The 16,182-nt window shown below is 73.5% G+C and carries 8 protein-coding genes; all 8 read right to left on the minus strand.

Going from position 1 to position 16,182, the window contains the following annotated elements:
- Positions 1-138 precede the first annotated feature (138 nt).
- Entirely contained in the window at positions 139-1,941 is a 1,803-nt protein-coding gene (locus QUG93_RS02680) for a sulfite reductase subunit alpha (protein ID WP_289472086.1), read from the minus strand.
- Positions 1,938-7,553, minus strand: coding sequence for a glutamate synthase-related protein (locus QUG93_RS02685; RefSeq protein ID WP_289472087.1), 5,616 nt, complete (start codon positions 7,551-7,553; stop codon positions 1,938-1,940). The genes QUG93_RS02680 and QUG93_RS02685 overlap by 4 nt, the downstream gene beginning before the upstream one ends.
- Before the next feature lie 314 nt (positions 7,554-7,867).
- Positions 7,868-9,148, minus strand: coding sequence for a bifunctional glycosyltransferase family 2/GtrA family protein (locus tag QUG93_RS02690; protein ID WP_289472088.1), 1,281 nt, complete (start codon positions 9,146-9,148; stop codon positions 7,868-7,870).
- 126 nt (positions 9,149-9,274) lie between these two features.
- Positions 9,275-9,544: a hypothetical protein gene (locus QUG93_RS02695; RefSeq protein WP_289472089.1), complete on the minus strand. Its 270-nt coding sequence runs from the start codon at positions 9,542-9,544 to the stop codon at positions 9,275-9,277.
- Between the two features lie 113 nt (positions 9,545-9,657).
- Positions 9,658-11,160 carry a sensor histidine kinase gene (locus QUG93_RS02700; protein WP_289472090.1) on the minus strand — a complete coding sequence of 501 codons (1,503 nt, stop codon included), beginning with the start codon at positions 11,158-11,160 and terminating at the stop codon, positions 9,658-9,660.
- 74 nt (positions 11,161-11,234) lie between these two features.
- Positions 11,235-11,957 (minus strand): response regulator transcription factor, encoded by a 723-nt coding sequence (locus tag QUG93_RS02705; protein WP_289472091.1) that lies wholly within the window; start codon positions 11,955-11,957, stop codon positions 11,235-11,237.
- Between the two features lie 38 nt (positions 11,958-11,995).
- Positions 11,996-14,230, minus strand: coding sequence for an ArnT family glycosyltransferase (locus tag QUG93_RS02710; RefSeq protein ID WP_289472092.1), 2,235 nt, complete (start codon positions 14,228-14,230; stop codon positions 11,996-11,998).
- 84 nt (positions 14,231-14,314) lie between these two features.
- Positions 14,315-16,180 carry a sugar-binding domain-containing protein gene (locus tag QUG93_RS02715; RefSeq protein ID WP_289472093.1) on the minus strand — a complete coding sequence of 622 codons (1,866 nt, stop codon included), beginning with the start codon at positions 16,178-16,180 and terminating at the stop codon, positions 14,315-14,317.
- Between the last annotated feature and the right edge of the window lie 2 nt (positions 16,181-16,182).

The following is a 16,182-nucleotide window of genomic DNA, read 5'->3' on the forward strand; positions in this document are numbered from 1 at the left end:
CGCGTGCACTGCGGGCGCGGCGCGCCCGCCCGGTCCTTCCCGTGCCGGTCGGGACGGGGAGCGGGAACGGGCGTGCCTGGTCGATCGGGTCGATCAGGTACGCCCGTCCTCGTCAGGGACGCCCGCCCGCTCGGCGGCTCAGTACACGTCGCGCACGTAGCGCTTCGCGCGCCGCAGGTCCGCCAGGTACGCCTGTGCGTCGTCCTCGCCGCGACCGCGCCCCGTCCGGATGACCTGCAGGAGCGCCGCCTCGACGTCCTTCGCCATCCGTGATGCGTCACCGCACACGTACACGTGCGCGCCCTCCTCGAGCCAGGCGTACAGCTCCGCCGCCCGCTCGGCCATCCGGGTCTGCACGTACACCTTCTCGGCCTGGTCGCGCGAGAACGCCAGGTCCAGCCGGTCGAGCACGCCCTGCTCCTGCAGCGCGGTCAGCTCGTCCTCGTACACGAAGTCGGTGTCGCGGTGCTGGTCGCCGAAGAACAGCCAGTTCCGCCCGGTCGCTCCCGTCGCCGCCCGCTCGTGCAGGAACCCGCGGAAGGGCGCGACTCCGGTGCCCGGACCGATCATGACCATCGGTGCACCCGGTTCGGACGGCACGCCGAACGCCGCGTTCGGCTGCAGGTACACGCCGACCTCGCCGTCGGCCTGCACGCGGTCCGCCAGGTACGTGGACGCCACACCGCCGTGGGTGCGTCGAGCGTCGCCGTACCGGACGCTCGCGGTCGTCAGGTGCACGCGTCCCGGGTGCGCGGCCGGGCTCGACGAGATCGAGTACTGCCGTGCCTGCAGCCCGCGCAGGTTCGGCAGCAGCTCGTCGAGCGACGGTGCGGCCGGACCGGCGTCCTCGAGCAGGTCGAGCACGTCGCGTCCCCACAGCCAGCGGTCCAGCTCCTGCTTGTCGCCGTGCGCCACGACCGCCGCGAGCTCCGACGCGGGGGCTCGCTGCACGAGGTCGGCGACGAGGTCCTTCGACGGCGTCCGGATCTCGCGGTCGACGCGCAGCACCTCGGCGAGCTGCCGACCGTCGAACTCCTCGGACCCGTCCGCACCGAGGTGTCCGAGCAGCCGGTCGACGAGCACCGGGTCGTTGTGCGGCACGACGGCGAGGGCGTCTCCGGCGGTGTACTCGATGCCCGAGTCGCCGAGGTCGAACTCGAGGTGTCGGATCTCCTTCGCGCTGCGCGGCGACGAGAGCAGTCGGTTCTCGACGAGGCGTGCCGGGTACGGGTTGCGCTTGTTCCACTGCGCACCCGGCCGGGAGGCACGTCCCGCGCCCGCCCCGCCCGTCGCGGTCGCGGACGCGGCCGGGCCGGTGCCGGTGGCACCCGCCGGTGCGGCTCCGGCGACGGGCACGGCTCCGGCCTCGGCCGCGAGCCGGTCGAGCACGGCAGCGGTCCACAGCGCGGCGGGGTCCTCGAAGTCGACGTCGCAGTCCACCCGGTCGTGCACCCGGGTGGCACCGAGCTGCTCGAAGCGCAGGTCGATGAGCTTGCCGGCCTGGCAGAACTCGTCGTAGCTCGTGTCCCCGAGCCCGAGCACCGCGTACTGCAGTCCCTCGAGCCGCGGGACGGTCGTGGCCTGGATCGCGTCCCAGAAGAGGCCGGCGTTGTCGGGCATCTCGCCCTCGCCGTACGTCGAGGTGACGACGAGCACGTGCGACATCGCGGCGAGCTGCTCGGGCGTGACCGCGTCGAGCGGTGTCGCCCGGCCGCCGAGACCGCGGGCCCGCGCACCGGCCACGAGCTCGTCGGCCAGGGCCTCGGCGTTGCCGGTCTGCGTGCCGAACAGCACGTCGACGGTCGTGGTCGGCGCAGGGGCCGTCGCCCGCTTGCCGGCGGCGGCGATGCCCGCGATGAAGCCGGCGAGCCACGACTCCTGCGCGGCGGAGAACGGGGCGTCGACCGGGATCAGCGAGCCGGTCGGGGGCAGGGTGCTCACGCCGTCACCGCCTCGGTCGGCGCCTGCGGGGCGCGGCGGGCGATGTCCTCGAGCGCCGCGGTCGCGAGCAGCTCGTCGAAGCGGGCACGGCGCACGCGGCCGTCGTTCTTGGCGTTCTGGTGCATGATCCACCCGGTGGTGCTCGGTGCTTCCGTGCTGCGGTTGTTCCGCTGCGCGAGCGCACGCTTGTGGTCGCCGAGGCGCTTGACGGCGATGAGGGTCGCGAGCTCGTCGTCGGCGAACCGGTCGAGCGTGCCGCGCAGGTACTTCACGACGCGCTGCTGCACCGCGAAGTCCTCGGTGAGCACCAGGTTGCGGACGGCCTCGGCGACGCGGGGGTCGTCCGCCCCGAGCGCGCCCGGCACCCGCTCGAGCGCGACGTCCTGCGCCACTCCGAGCACGGTGTACGAGGACAGCAGCGAGAACATGTCCTCGCCCTGGTCGCCGAGCGCCGGGGCCCGGCCGTCGAGCACGGTCCGCTGGTCGCGGTACGCCACCTTGAACGAGCGGATCCGGTCCGTCGCGGTCGAGGTCGCGAGCTCGTCGAGGAGCTCGTTCCGGGTCGCGGCGGCGAGGATCTCGTCGGCGTCCTGGGCGAGCAGGAGCGCGCGCGGCATGCCCACGTACACGTGCTCGCGGGCGGTGTCCCAGTCGGCGAGCAGGCGCGCGGCCTCGGCCGAACCCGTCGCCTCGAGGTGCCACTCGAGCAGCAGCCGAGCGCACGCCTCGTGGAAGGCACCACGGTCGGTGTCGGTGACCGGGAACACCAGGAGCGAGTCCGTGCTCGCGCGCCCGGTGACCTGGCCGGTGGGGTCGTACTGGTAGAGGAAACCACCGGACATGCCGTTGCCGAGGCCCTTGCCGAAGGCGCCGAGGTTGAACACGGTGCCGCCGGTCATGTACTCGCAGCCGAAGTCGCCGAGCCCCTCGACCACGGCGGTCGCGCCGGAGTTCCGGACCGCGAAGCGGTCGCCCGCCTCGCCCTCGACGAAGGTGCGGCCGCCGGTCGCGCCGAACAGTGCGAAGTTGCCGACGAGGACGTTGCCGCCCCGCGTGCCGCTCCCGCCGCCGGGTGCACGGACGACGATCCGCCCGCCGCTCTGGCTCTTCCCGACGCCGTCGTTCGCGGTGCCGGTGTGCTCGAGCGTGATGCCGTCGTTCGTGAACACGCCGTACGACTGACCCGCCGACCCCGAGGTGCGGATCGTGACCGCGCCGTCCACGAGTCGCCGGCGGCCGCGGTCGTCCGTGGCGATCGCCGGGTGCGCCGACAGGTCGACGCCGCGCAGCTCGTGGTTGAGCAGCCGCTCGACGTCGATGCCGAGCTGCCCGCCGACCGACTTGTCCGCGTTGCCGAGCACCAGGCCGTCCACGTGCAGGGTGTGGTCGTGCCCGTCGACGAGGGCCGCGCGGACCCGCTCGATCAGGGCGTCGTCGGTGCGGTAGTCCTTCTCCAGGTACTCCGGGTCGGTCACGACCTTCTCCGGCACCTGCGCGAGGAGTGCCCGCACGTCGAGCCGCCCGACGGAGGCCGGGTGGTCGAGGAGCTGGAGCAGGTCCGTGCGGCCCCGCGCCTCGCGGAGCGAGTGCAGACCGAGGCGCGCGAGGATCTGCCGGACGTCGTGCGCGATGTTGAGCAGGTACTGCGCGAGCGCACGCGGGTCGCCCTCGAACGCCTCGGCGTTCGTGGTCAGGCCCGCCGGGCACTTCACGTTGCAGTTCTTCGCCATGACGCAGCCGAGCATCATGAGCGCCGTCGTCCCGAACTCGAACGAGTCGCCGCCGAGCAGCGCGCTCGTCACGACGTCCGAGCCGGTCTGGTGCGCGCCGGAGCAGCGCAGCGTGACCTTCTGGCGCAGGCCGTTCGCGACGAGGGCCTGGTGCACCTCGGCCACGCCGATCTCCGCGGAACGGCCGGCGTACTTCAGGCTCGTGACGGCCGCGGCGCCCGTGCCGCCGGTGTTGCCCGCGACGTTGATGACGTCGGCGCCGGCCTTGGCGACGCCGACCGCGATGGTGCCGATGCCCTCGGAGGACACCAGCTTCACGACCACCCGGACGCGCGCGGCCTTGCAGTCGTGGATGAGCTGCGCGAGGTCCTCGATCGAGTAGGTGTCGTGGTGCGGCGGCGGCGAGATCAGTTCGACCCCGGGGGTGCCGCCTCGGGCCGCGGCGATGTCCACCGTGACCTTCGGCGCGGGCAGCTGCCCGCCCTCGCCGGGCTTGGCGCCCTGGCCGATCTTGATCTCGAGCTCCTCGAGCATCGGGTCGGCGAGGTAGCCCGCCCAGATGCCGAACCGGCCCGATGCGAACTGCTTGATGCGGGAGCCGCGGATCGTGCCGTAGCGGGAGTGGTGCTCGCCGCCCTCGCCGGAGTTCGACATGCCGCCGACCATGTTCGTGCCGTGCGCCACGGCCTCGTGCGCGGTGGCGACGAGGGCACCGTGGCTCATCGCGCCGGACGCCAGCGTGCGGGTGATCTCGTGCGCCGGCTGCACCGTGTCGAGGTCGACGCTGGCGGGCGCGCTCTCGAGCAGGGCGAGCAGTTCCGCGGCGCGGCCGGTGGCGCGGAGCGTCACCCGGGTGTCGTCGACGGCGTCGACGTCGACCTGGCCGGGGTGCAGCAGGGCGAGCCCGTCCGCGAGGGCGCGGTGGCGCTGTGCACCCGTCGCGCCGGTCGAGGTGAGCTGCAGCTCGAAGCGCGTCCCCACCGGCACGGCCGGTCCGCCGCTGGCGCGTCGACCCGGAACCGGCGGCGTGGGCCCTGTCCCTCCCGGCAGACCCTCGGACGACGTCGGACGCGAACCGGACAGGCCGCGCACCGTGATGCTGGCGTTGCCGGAGGTCGCGAAGCGGCCGAGCTCGCGGGCGAAGTCCTCGGCCTCGTCGATGCCGGTGACGTCGGCGGGCAGGGCGAGCACGTCACGGAGCGCCGCGGGGCGACGCGACCGCTCGTCGTGCGTGGTCTGCAGGAACGTCACGTAGCCGGGGGTGATCCGGTGGGCGTCGACCTCGGCGTCGCTCAGCCGGTCGTAGCCGGTGTTCCGGTACGCCGTGTCGGAGATGCCGAAGGCGTCGTCCAGCTGACCGAGCGTGAGCAGGCGCAGCGCCTCGGAGTCGCCCGAGCGCTCGAAGGCCGGGCGCTCCTCGGTCATGCCGCCGAAGCCCCGCACACTCGCGACGCCGAACGAGTGCCCGGCACCGTCCGAGCGCTCCTTGAACAGGCCGAGCAGGGGGATCTGCCCCTCGGTCTGCACGCTGCGGGCGCGCTCGTGCCACTCGGTCGACGCCTGGGCGATGCGCGCGAAGCCGACGCCGCCGACCGGGGCGTCCATGTGCGGGAAGACGCGGGCGAACAGGTCGTCCCGGGTGTCGAGGTAGTTCGGTTCGAAGAACTCGCCGCCGATGTAGCTCTCCGCGGTGCACAGTCCGACCCGACCCATCGTCTTCGCGAGGGCCTTCTCGGCGGCCTTGCGGAAGCGCTTCAGCGCGGCGTCGGTCTCGGTGAGCTGCCCGGCGGGCGCGGGGGCGGCAGGGTACTTCTCCTCCGCACGGAGCCGCGCGGACAAGCTGTACACAGCCGAGGCGCCGAACCCGAGAGCGGTGGCGACGTGGTGTGACGACGGCAGCTGACCGGACTCCGCGACCACGGACACCCGCAGGCGCAGACCGGTCTCGATCAGCCGCTGGTTCACGGCGGCCACGGCGAGGATGACGGGGAGGGGCGCGTGCGTCGACGACACCGAGCGGTCGGTCAGGACCGCGATCCCGCCCTGGCGCTCGGCGAAGGCCGCCACGGCGTCGGCGAGCTGCTCGGTCGCGTCACGCACCGCGGCGGCGTTCGCCTGCTCGTCGCCGAGGACCGGCACGTAGAGCATGTCGAAGCGCTCGAGGGGCACGATCGTCTGGTCGCGCAGGCGGACCATGTCCAGATGGCCGAGGACCGGCGAGTCCACGACGATCTGGCGGCTCGTGCTGCCCGTCCCGTCCGGCTTGGCCCCGAGCGCGACGCGCATCGACATGCCGTCGGCCTCGCGGATCGAGTCGAGCGGCGGGTTCGTCACCTGGGCGAAGCGCTGCGAGAAGTACTTCGCCATGCCGCCCTCGGTGTCGCTGAGCGCGTTGATGGCGTTGCCGTAGCCCATCGCCGAGATCCGCTCGGTCCCGTTCGCGAGCATCGGGTCGAGCATGAACCGGAAGCTCTCCTGGTTCAGTGAGTACGCGACGTAGCGGCCCGCGAGCGACAGGTCGCCGTCGTAGCCGAGGGTGTCCGTGCCGCGGTCGTAGTCGGGCGCGGGCAGGTCGTCGAGGTGCACGCGGGCGGCCTCGAGCAGGTCCGCGTAGGACCGGCGGGCGGCGAGCATCCGCAGGACGTCGTCGGTGCGCATGATCGTGCCGGACCGGTGGTCGACGACGAGCATCCCGCCCGCCTCGATGCGTCCGCGGTGCACGACCTCGTCGGCGGGGAAGGTCACCTGGCCGGCCTCGGACGCCACCATCAGGTACTCGGCGGTCTGCACGGTACGCAGCGGACGCAGACCCAGGCGGTCCAGACGGGCCCCGACGACGTCGCCGTCGCTGAAGATGACCGCGGCGGGTCCGTCGTTCTTCTCCTCGTAGAGCGAGAAGTACTCGAGCATGTCCCGCACGTCCGGCGTCAGCGTGCGGTCGTTCTCCCACGCCGGCGGCATGAGCGAGACGACCGCCTCGACGATCTCGAGCCCGTCGTCGAACACCCGGCTCTGCAGGGTCTGGTCGAGCCGGCTCGAGTCTGACTGGCCGGGCGGCCGGACGATGCTGCGCGTGCGGGCCGCGGCGAGCGCCTCGTCCGACAGCCGGTTCTTCCGGTCGGTGTTGAGCTCGCCGTTGTGCGCCATCAGGCGGAACGGCTGCGCCATCGTCGGGTGCGGCTCGGTGTTCGTCGAGAAGCGGGTGTGGAAGTACAGCGTGCGGACCGAGTGGCGCGGGTCCCGCAGGTCGCGGAAGTACCCGATGACCTCGCCGGAGTTCAGGCGCCCCTTGAGGATCTGCGTGCGGGCGCTGAGCGACAGCGGGTACAGGGCAGCGTGCGCGGCGTGCTGCTCGGCGGCCTGGGCGTACGAGACGGCCTCGACCGCGAGCAGGGCACGGTTCGCCGCCGCGTCGACCTCGGTGCGCGTCCAGTCCTCGGGGGCGCGGAACACCCACTGCATGATCGGCAGCTGGTACTGCTCCGCCTCCGGCCGGGCGACGGAGTGGTCCACGGGCACGTCACGGACGAGCAGGAGCGCGAACCCCTCGTGCTCGATCGCGGTCGTCACGGTCTGCACGGCCGCGGCACGTTCATCGGTGTCGGCCGGCACGAAGCAGTTCGCGACGCCGAAGTGGCCGGCGCGCAGGAGCTCGCCGGTGATCGCGCTGAAGAACTCGACCGACAGGTCGATGCTCACCCCGGCACCGTCGCCGACACCCTCGGCGGACTTGCCGCCGCGGTGGGGGATGGAGCACAGGGCTTCGTCGCCGCGGACGATGACGTCATGGCTCGGGGTGCCGTCGAGTCGGGTGATGAAGCCGACGCCGCAGTCGCTCGACTCGCGGGCAGGGTCGTACAGACCGAAGGGAGAGGGGTTCACGTGCGGGTCCAGTGGGGCGTAGCCAGCAGCGGACGGCCAGGCTGCATCGGTGGAGCGCTCGCCGCGGGCGGACCGGTGGTGGCAGTCGTGGCCCTGTGGGGGTGGTGCGGTGAGCCGATGCTACGGGTTGGTATACCGCGCACGCAACAGACCGACCGGACGGGAGGCGCGTGGCGGCCCCGGCCACGTGCCTCCCGTCCGCCGCGGTGCCGGTGCCGGTTCCGCAAGACGCAACGTCGGCGGCTGCTCGCAGCGGTACTCCGCTGCGAGCAGCCGCCCACGTTGCGTTCTGCGGGGCGGGACGGACAGGGCGATCAGCTCGCGCGTTCCTCGAGGACCGGGCGCCCGTCGGTGGGCGCGGGCGCGGTCGCGGCCGTGGGAGCGGTGGAGTCGCCCGGCCGCACGAGCACGGGGCGACGCCGCGTGCGGAACACCCACGCCTTGAACAGCACGAAGCGGACGCCCGTGGCGACGAGGTTCGCGCCCGTGAGCACCAGGACCTCGGCACCGTGCGAGGCGCCGGGCGTGCTCGTGTGGAGGAGCACGAGGGACCCGGACGTGATCGCCCACGCGATGCCGAACACCACGAGCCCCTGCACGTGGTGTCGTCCCGCGCCGGCCCGACCGCGGACGCCGAACGTGAACCGACGGTTGAGCGCGGTGTTGCCGATCGCCGTCACGAGGAGCGCGAGGAAGTCCGCCGACTGCGCACCGATCGCCGGGCGGAACAGCGCGTAGAGCAGGGCGAACGCGACCGTGCTGAGGACGCCGATCGCGCCGAAGCGCAGGACCTGTCCGACGATGCCCACGTGCGGCGTCGCGAACGGTCGTCGTCCGATCGCGTCGTACACCGGCGTGATCGGGATGCGCCCGCTCGCCAGTCCGCGCGAGACCCGCCACATGCCCTTGAGGTCCTCGGTCGCGGTGGACGCGATGTGCACCGACGAGTTCACGTCGTCCACCCAGTCCACCGGCACCTCGTGGATGCGCAGGCCCGCGTGCTCGGCCAGCACGAGGAGCTCCGTGTCGAAGAACCACGCCTCGTCCTCGCACAGGGGGAGCAGGTGCTCGGCGGCCTCGCGGGTGACGGCCTTGAAGCCGCACTGCGCATCCGAGAACGAGACGCCCATCGTGCTGCGGAGGAGCAGGTTGTACGAGCGGGAGATGAACTCGCGCTTGCCGCCCCGGACGACCCGCGACGAGCCCGCCAACCGGGTGCCGATCGCGACGTCGGAGTGTCCGGACAGCAACGGTGCGACGAGCGGCTCGAGGGCCGCGAGGTCCGTCGACAGGTCCTCGTCCACGTAGACGAGCACGGATGCCGGCGACTCGCCCCACACCGCCTTGAGCGCGCGCCCGCGTCCCTTGAGCGGCAGGTGCACGGCGTGCACCTCGGGGAGCATGGCGGCGAGGTCGTCTGCGATCCGAGCGGTGTCGTCGGTCGAGGCGTTGTCGGCGATCGTGATCCGCCACGAGTGCTGCAACGAGGTCCGGCAGAACTGGTGCAGCCGCCGGACGTGGGCGGCGAGCGTGTCCTGCTCGTTGTAGCAGGGCACGACGATGTCGATGTCGAGGGTCTGGTCCGGTTCCGTCATGCCGCCAAGGCTCGGCAGCGCCCCGATGCGCCCCGCAGCAGGACCCTGTGGTCCCCCTAAGAAGCGCGCGGCGCCGACGCCGACGCCGACGCCGACGCCGCTCCCGCTGCCGACGCGGCCGGTCGGTCAGTCGCCGAGCAGGACCTGCACGACCGCGATCACGGCGAGCGCGGCGATCGGCACCCCGGCGATCCACGCCCCTGCGCGCATCTGCGTCCGCCGGATCGTCGGCGCCGCGTGCGAGGTCTGCGCGATCCGCGTCGCCGCGACGAGCTCCGGCGCGGCCGCCGGCGGCTCGGGTTCGGGCTGGGGGCGGTCGTCCTCGAACGCGGGGACCTCGATGACCAGGTCCTCGGGCCGCGCGCGCTCCGGGAGGTGTCCGTACCGCTGGTCCATGGCGTTCCCCTTCCGCTGGTGTCCGCAGCGTACCGCTGTGCGTCGCGCAGGGCACCGGTGCCGGGATGTGACCGTCCTGGTCACGGAACGCCGGGGGTCGCCGACCCGTACGGTCAGGCGTCGGACGGGGCCGCGGTCTCCGGCAGCTCGACGGTGAACGCGGTCCGGCCGGGCTCCGAGACGACCCGGACCGTGCCGTCGTGCGCCGACACGACCGCCCGGACGATCGCGAGTCCGAGGCCGCTCGTCCCGTGGTCCCGGCTGCGCGACGACGACCCCCGGGTGAAGCGGTCGAACAGGACCGGCAGCACCTCGGGGTCGACCGGCGGCCCGTCGTTCGCCACGACGACCCGAACGGCACCGCGCTGCCCGGCACCGGCGTGCACGGCACCGGCCTGTCCGGCACCGACCGTGGCCGGTACTCGTTGCAGCGACACCACGACGGTCGTCCCGGACGGCGTGTGGGTCCGCGCGTTCACGAGCAGGTTGACGACCGCACGACGGAGCTGGGCGGCGTCGCCGGACACCCGGAGCGGGTGGTCGTCGGCCACCTGCAGCACCCACCTGTGGTCGGGGGTGGTGGTGCGGGCGTCCACCGTCGCCTCGACGACGAGCGCGGTGAGGTCGACGTCCTCGCGCACGGGCTCCGGGCCGGACGCGAGCGCGGTGGCGTCGAGCCGGGCCAGGAGCAGGAGCTCCTCGACCAGGTCGCCCATGCGCAGGGCCTCGCGTTCGATCCGCTCGGCGTTCCGGTGCAGTGCGCCGACGTCGTCGGACGAGCGGGAGAGCTCGGCGTACGCGCGGACGGTCGCGATCGGCGTGCGGAGCTCGTGCGAGGCGTCCGCGACGAAGGTCCGCATGCCCCGCTCGGCGTCGCGGCGGACGGTCAGCGCGCGGGCGACGTGGCCGAGCAGGCGGTTCAGTGCCGTCCCGACCTGCCCGACCTCGCGGTTCGCAGCGAGGTCGGCAGGGTGCACACGGGCGGGGATCTCCGGGTCGCCGCGTTCGAGGTCGAGCGCCGTGACGCCCGACGCGACCGCGGCGACGTGTTCCAGCGGCCGCAGTGCACGACGAACCGTCAGGGTGAGGGCCGATGCAGCGATCAGGAGTCCGAGCAGTGTCACGCCGCCGATCAGCAGGACCAGCCGCACGATCGAGGCCTGCAGGTCGCCGAGCGGCAACGCCGTCACGAAGACGTCGCCGTCCCGCGCGACCGCCTGCGCCCGGTAGGCGCCGAGCCCGCCGAGCGATACCGTCGCCGGGTCGGCGCCGGGGGTGACGTCCGCCAGCACGGCCTGCTGCGTCCGGGTCAGCCGGTGCTGCTCGCCCGCGCTGTCGGTGTACCCGGCGAGGACGGCGTCCCCGTCCCGGAGGATCGCGACGACGGTGTCGGCGGCCTGTCCCGGCGCACCGATGAAGCGGTTCTCCGGATCTTGCGCCGACCCGGACGACCCCGGCGGCGGCCCCGTGGGCGCTCCGCTCGGCGGCTCGCCTCCCGGCGTCCGTCCGGCCGCTGTCGCGAGCTCCGCGTCCAGTCGCCCGACCAGGTACCCGCGGTACGCGACGACGGTCACCGCGCCGACGACGACGTTGGTCGCGACGAGCAGCAGCGCCACGGCCCCGACGATCCGCCACCGCAGCGACGGGGTGCGTACCGGCCGGGAGGCCCGCCCCGCCCGGTCCGGGCGGCTCACGTCGTCGGCCGCAGCACGTAGCCGGCACCGCGGACCGTCTGCACCATCGGCTCGCGTCCGGCGTCGAGCTTCCGCCGCAGGTACGACACGTACATGTCGACGAGGTTCGACGACGTGCCGAAGTCCATGCCCCACACGCTCGCCAGGATCTGCTCGCGGGACAGCACCCGGTTCGCGTTGCGGGCGAGGTGGCGGAGGAGCTCGTACTCGGTCGGTGTGAGCTCGATCGGCTCACCGTCGCGCAGCACCGAGCGGTCCTCCTCGTCGAGCCGGAGGTCGCCGACGACGACCGCGGACGACCCCGGCGCCGCGACCACCTGGGGTGCGGTCCGGGCCAGGATGCGGGCGCGGACGAGCAGCTCGTCGATGCCGAAGGGCTTCGTCAGGTAGTCGTCCCCACCGCCGGTGAGCCCGGCGAGGCGGTCCTCGGGGGCGTCCCGCGCGGTGAGGAACAGCACCCGCACCGGGTTGCGAGCGTCCCGGAGCCGCTCGAGCACCTCGAAGCCGTCGATGTCCGGCAGCATCACGTCGAGCACGACCACGTCCGGCAGGAAGTCCCGCGCCGCGAAGAGCACGTCCCGCCCCTGGTGCACTGCCCGCACGGCCCAGCCGTCGCCCTCGAACGCGAGGGCGACGGCATCGGCCAGGGCGTGCTCGTCGTCGACGACGAGGACACGGGCGGGCGAGCCGTCGGCGCGCTGCAGCGATCGGTCCGACATGTCCCGGAGCCTAGCTGCCGCCGTGTCCTCGTCGTCGGTCACTTCGACGTGCTCAGGTCGTAGACGGTCTGGCCGCCGACGGTCGTCGCCTCGTAGTTCGCGGCCACCCACTCCTGGATGGCGCTCGCGGTGGAGGACCCGCCGCCCATCCCACCGCCGCCGGAGCCCGAGGAGACGTAGTACCCGATGTCACCCGCGGCGACCCAGGCCTGGAACTCGGCCAGGGTCGGGGCGGGGTCGCTCGACCAGCCGCCGATGGCCATCACGGCGGTGTCGGTGTCGAGCTCGAGCTGTGCGGCGGACTGCGAGCCGTTCACCGCGGCGGACCACTTCGCGTCCGAGGCGGCGAGCAGCTTCGTCAGCGCGGACGAGGTCGTCGCACCGCCCATGCCGCCCGTGCCGCGCTCGGAGGTCGAGTCCGAGCCGCTCCCGGTCGAGCCGGTCCCACCCTCGGAGGTCGCGCCGTCCGGCATCGTGGGCATCTCACCGGTCATGCCCTCCGGTACAGAGCCGCTCGGCGGCTGGCCGCCGCTGCCCGGACCCTGCTGGCCGTCCTCGGTACCGCCCTGCTGGGTGCCGTCCGTGCCCCCGAACCCACCGTCCTGAGCCCCGCCGTCCTCGGAACCGTCGGCCGATCCGCCGGGGCCTCCCGCGCCTCCCGGCTGTCCGCCGCCACCGGGGAAGCCGCCCGTCCCGCCGGAACCGCTGCCCGCCGGGCCGACGCTCGGGATGGACCCGGAGTGCGCGACGGTCGTCGTGGCGAGGGCGTAGGCCGTCGTGCCGGCCAGCCCGAACAGGGTGCCGGCGAGGACACCGACCGTGACGGCCTTGCGGAGCGTGGGGACGCTGCCGACGACGATCGCCGCGGCGGACAGGAGCCCGCCGGCCAGCATCACCCAGCGCAGCCACGGCAGCCAGGTCGGGTTCTCGTTCAGCAGGCACCAGCCCCAGAACGCCGTCACCGCGATCATCGCGGCGAGGCCGAGGCGACCGGTGATGCGCTCGCGGGCGTGCCAGAGCAGCGCGCCGCCGGTGCCGACCAGGCCGGCGATCGCCGGAGCGAGGGCGACGGTGTAGTACGGGTGGATCGTGCCGGACATGTACGAGAAGACGAGTCCGGTGACGAGCAGCCAGCCGCCCCAGAGCACCAGGCCGGCGCGGGCGGGGTCCGCCAGGTGCCGACGGCCGACGACGACCAGGCCGAGGACGAGCGCGATGAGCGCGGCGGGCAGGAGCCAGGAGATCTCGAGGCCCATCTCGGACGAGAACAGGCGGTTCAACCCGGTCGAGCCGCCGAAGGACGAGCCCGCGGTGCCGCCGCCCATACCGCCGCCCCCGCCGCCGCCGTTGCCGGAGCCGCCGAAGATCCGGCCGAGCCCGTTGTAGCCGAACACCAGGTCGAGGACGGTGTTGTCCGTCGACCCGCCGATGTACGGACGGGACTCCGCGGGCCAGAGCGCCACGGCGACCACCCACCACCCGGCGGCCACGACGAGCGACACCGCGGCGATGCCGAGGCCGATCGCGCGCCGGCCCCAGCTCGTGCGCGCAGCGAACAGGTAGACCAGGCCGAACGCCGGCAGGACGAGCAGCCCCTGGAGCATCTTCGTCAGGAACGCGAAGCCGAGGGCGACACCGGCGAGGGCGATCCACCGCCAGCTGCCCTTCGGGAGCGCTCGGACGGTGCAGTACGCGCCCGCGGTCATGAGCAGGACGAGGAGCGCGTCCGGGTTGTCGAAGCGGAACATGAGCGCGGCCGCCGGGGTGGCCGCGACGACGAAGCCCGCGAGCAGCGCGCCGACGTTCGCCGTCGTCGCACCGAGGCGCCGGAGGGTCCGGCGGACGGTGCCCCACACGAGGGCGACCGACGCCACGGCCATGAGCGCCTGCGGGAGCAGCAGGCTGGACGACGAGAAGCCGAACACGCGCGCCGACAGCACCATCACCCAGAGCGAGGCCGGTGGCTTGTCGACCGTGATGAAGTTCGAGGAGTCGAGGGATCCGAAGAAGAACGCCTCCCACGACTTCGTGCCGGCCTGCACGGCCGCGGCGTAGAAGCTGTTCGCGTACCCGGACACGCTGAGGTCCCAGAGGTACACGACGGCGGTCAGGACGAGGAGCGCCCAGAACGCCGGGCGGAGCCAGCGGGCGTCCTCGCGCTCACCGGCGAAGAGGCGGAGGAGGGGCGGCCGACGCCCACCCCGCGCGGCGGTGCTGCCGCCGGGGTGGGCGCGGCCCGGACGGTCGGTCACGGGGGTCGGGTACGTGGTCATGCGGCTGAGCATCACGGGCCCGGACCGACACTCCCGATGAGACGGCTTGGCGGTTCCTAAGACCGTGCGGGCCCGACCTCGACGTCAGGCACCCGTGACCGCGCGGCGGATCTGTTCGATCGGGACCTTCGGTGACCGGTCGGCGTGGACCAGGCCGTTCGTCTCCTGCATCGTGTCGGTCAGTTGCGTCCAGCACGACCCGGCGAGGAACGAGCTCGCCCGCACGCCGTCGTAGAGCGCCGTGATCCGCGCCACCCAGTCGTCGCCGTCGGTGGCGGCCGTGTACCCCCAGCCCTCCGTCCGGTGCCCGCTGGCCTGGTAGCGGACGCCGCCGAACTCGGTCAGCATGACCGGCTGGCCGCGGTCGACCGCGCCACCGACGAACTGCGGGTGGCCGGACGGCGCGAGGCCCTCGAGGGCACGGGCGCGCGCGGCGTCGTCGGCGTAGGTGCCGGCGAGCACGGCCCCGTCGCCCTCGTAGTCGTGGATCGTCACGACGTCGGTGTCCTGCTGCTCCCAGCCGTCGTTCCCGATCACCGGTCGGGACGGGTCGAGCGCCCGGGTCAGGTCGACGAGCGCCCGCGCGTACGCCTGCTGCGCCGGGTCGGAGACGACGTGCTGGATGCCCCACGACTCGTTGAACGGGACCCAGGTGACGATCGCCGGGTGCGAGGCGTCCCGTTCGACGGCCGCGGTCCACTCGGCCGTGAAGCGTCGGACGGCCGTCGGGGAGAACTCGTAGGCCGCCGGTGCCTCGCCCCAGACCATGAGTCCGAGGCGGTCGGCCCAGTACAGGAACCGCGGGTCCTCGATCTTCTGGTGCATGCGGGCGGCGTTGAACCCGAGGGACTTGATCAGCTCGACCTCCTGCCGGTGGGCGAGCGGGTGCGGGGCCGCCAGGTGCGACTCGGGCCAGAACGCCTGGTCGAGCACGCTGCGCACCGGGTAGGGCTGTCGGTTGAGCAGGAACCGGCCACCGCCGACCCCGACGCTGCGCATGCCGAGGTAGCTGGCGACGACGTCGAGGACCGAGCCGGACGCGTCGACCAGGGTGAGCACGGCGTCGACCAGTCGCGGGGTCTCCGGTGACCAGGTCAGCTCGTCCTCCGCCTGCCCGTTCCGCTGCCGGGCGACCGGCACCGTGACGTCCAGCGTGGGACGGCTGGCGGTGGCGTCCCACTCGGTCGTGCCGAGGTCCTCGTCGCGTTCGTCGAACCGCAGGGCGACCCGGAGGCGGGCACCGGCGGGGACCCGACCGCGGAAGCGGACGGTCAGGGCCGTCGCAGCAGGGGAGGTGGGCGTCCACCGGAGCGCGTCGATCGCGGTGGTGGGCACGGCCTCCAGCCACACCGGCTGCCAGATGCCGGTCGTGCGCCGGTACCAGATCGCGTGCGCCTCCTCGTGCCAGTCCTGCTTGCCGCGCGGCTGGGTCACGTCGTGGGGGTCGTCCTCCGCCCGCACGACGAGCACGTGCTCGGTCGCTCCGTCCGGGGCGTCGACCAGCAGTGCCGTGACGTCGAAGGTGAAGGGGGTGTGGCCGCCCTCGTGCTCGCCGACGAACCTGCCGTCGATCCAGACCTGAGCGCGGTGGTCGACCGCGCCGAAGTGCAGCAGCAGGCGGGGCCGTCCGGCGCCGTGCCCGGCCGCTGCGAGCTCGGCCCGGCCGATCGTGCGGCTGTACCAGACGACCGGGTGGAATCCGGGCTCGGCGACGCCGGACGCCTCGGACTCGGGCGGGAAGGGCACGGTGATGGTGCGCGGTGCCGGCAGTCCGGCGGGCCAGGCGGCGTCGAGCCCCGTGTCCTCGTCGTCGTGACGGAAGTCCCAGGGTCCGCTGAGGTCGACCCAGTCCGGACGGAGCAGCTGCGGACGCGGGTACCGCCCGTCCTGCCGGCTCGCGAGGGGGACCACGGTGGCGGCAGCGGACGGGGCAGGGGCGACAGTGCTCATGC

This window comes from Curtobacterium caseinilyticum, assembly GCF_030363035.1.
GTDB lineage: Bacteria > Actinomycetota > Actinomycetes > Actinomycetales > Microbacteriaceae > Curtobacterium > Curtobacterium caseinilyticum.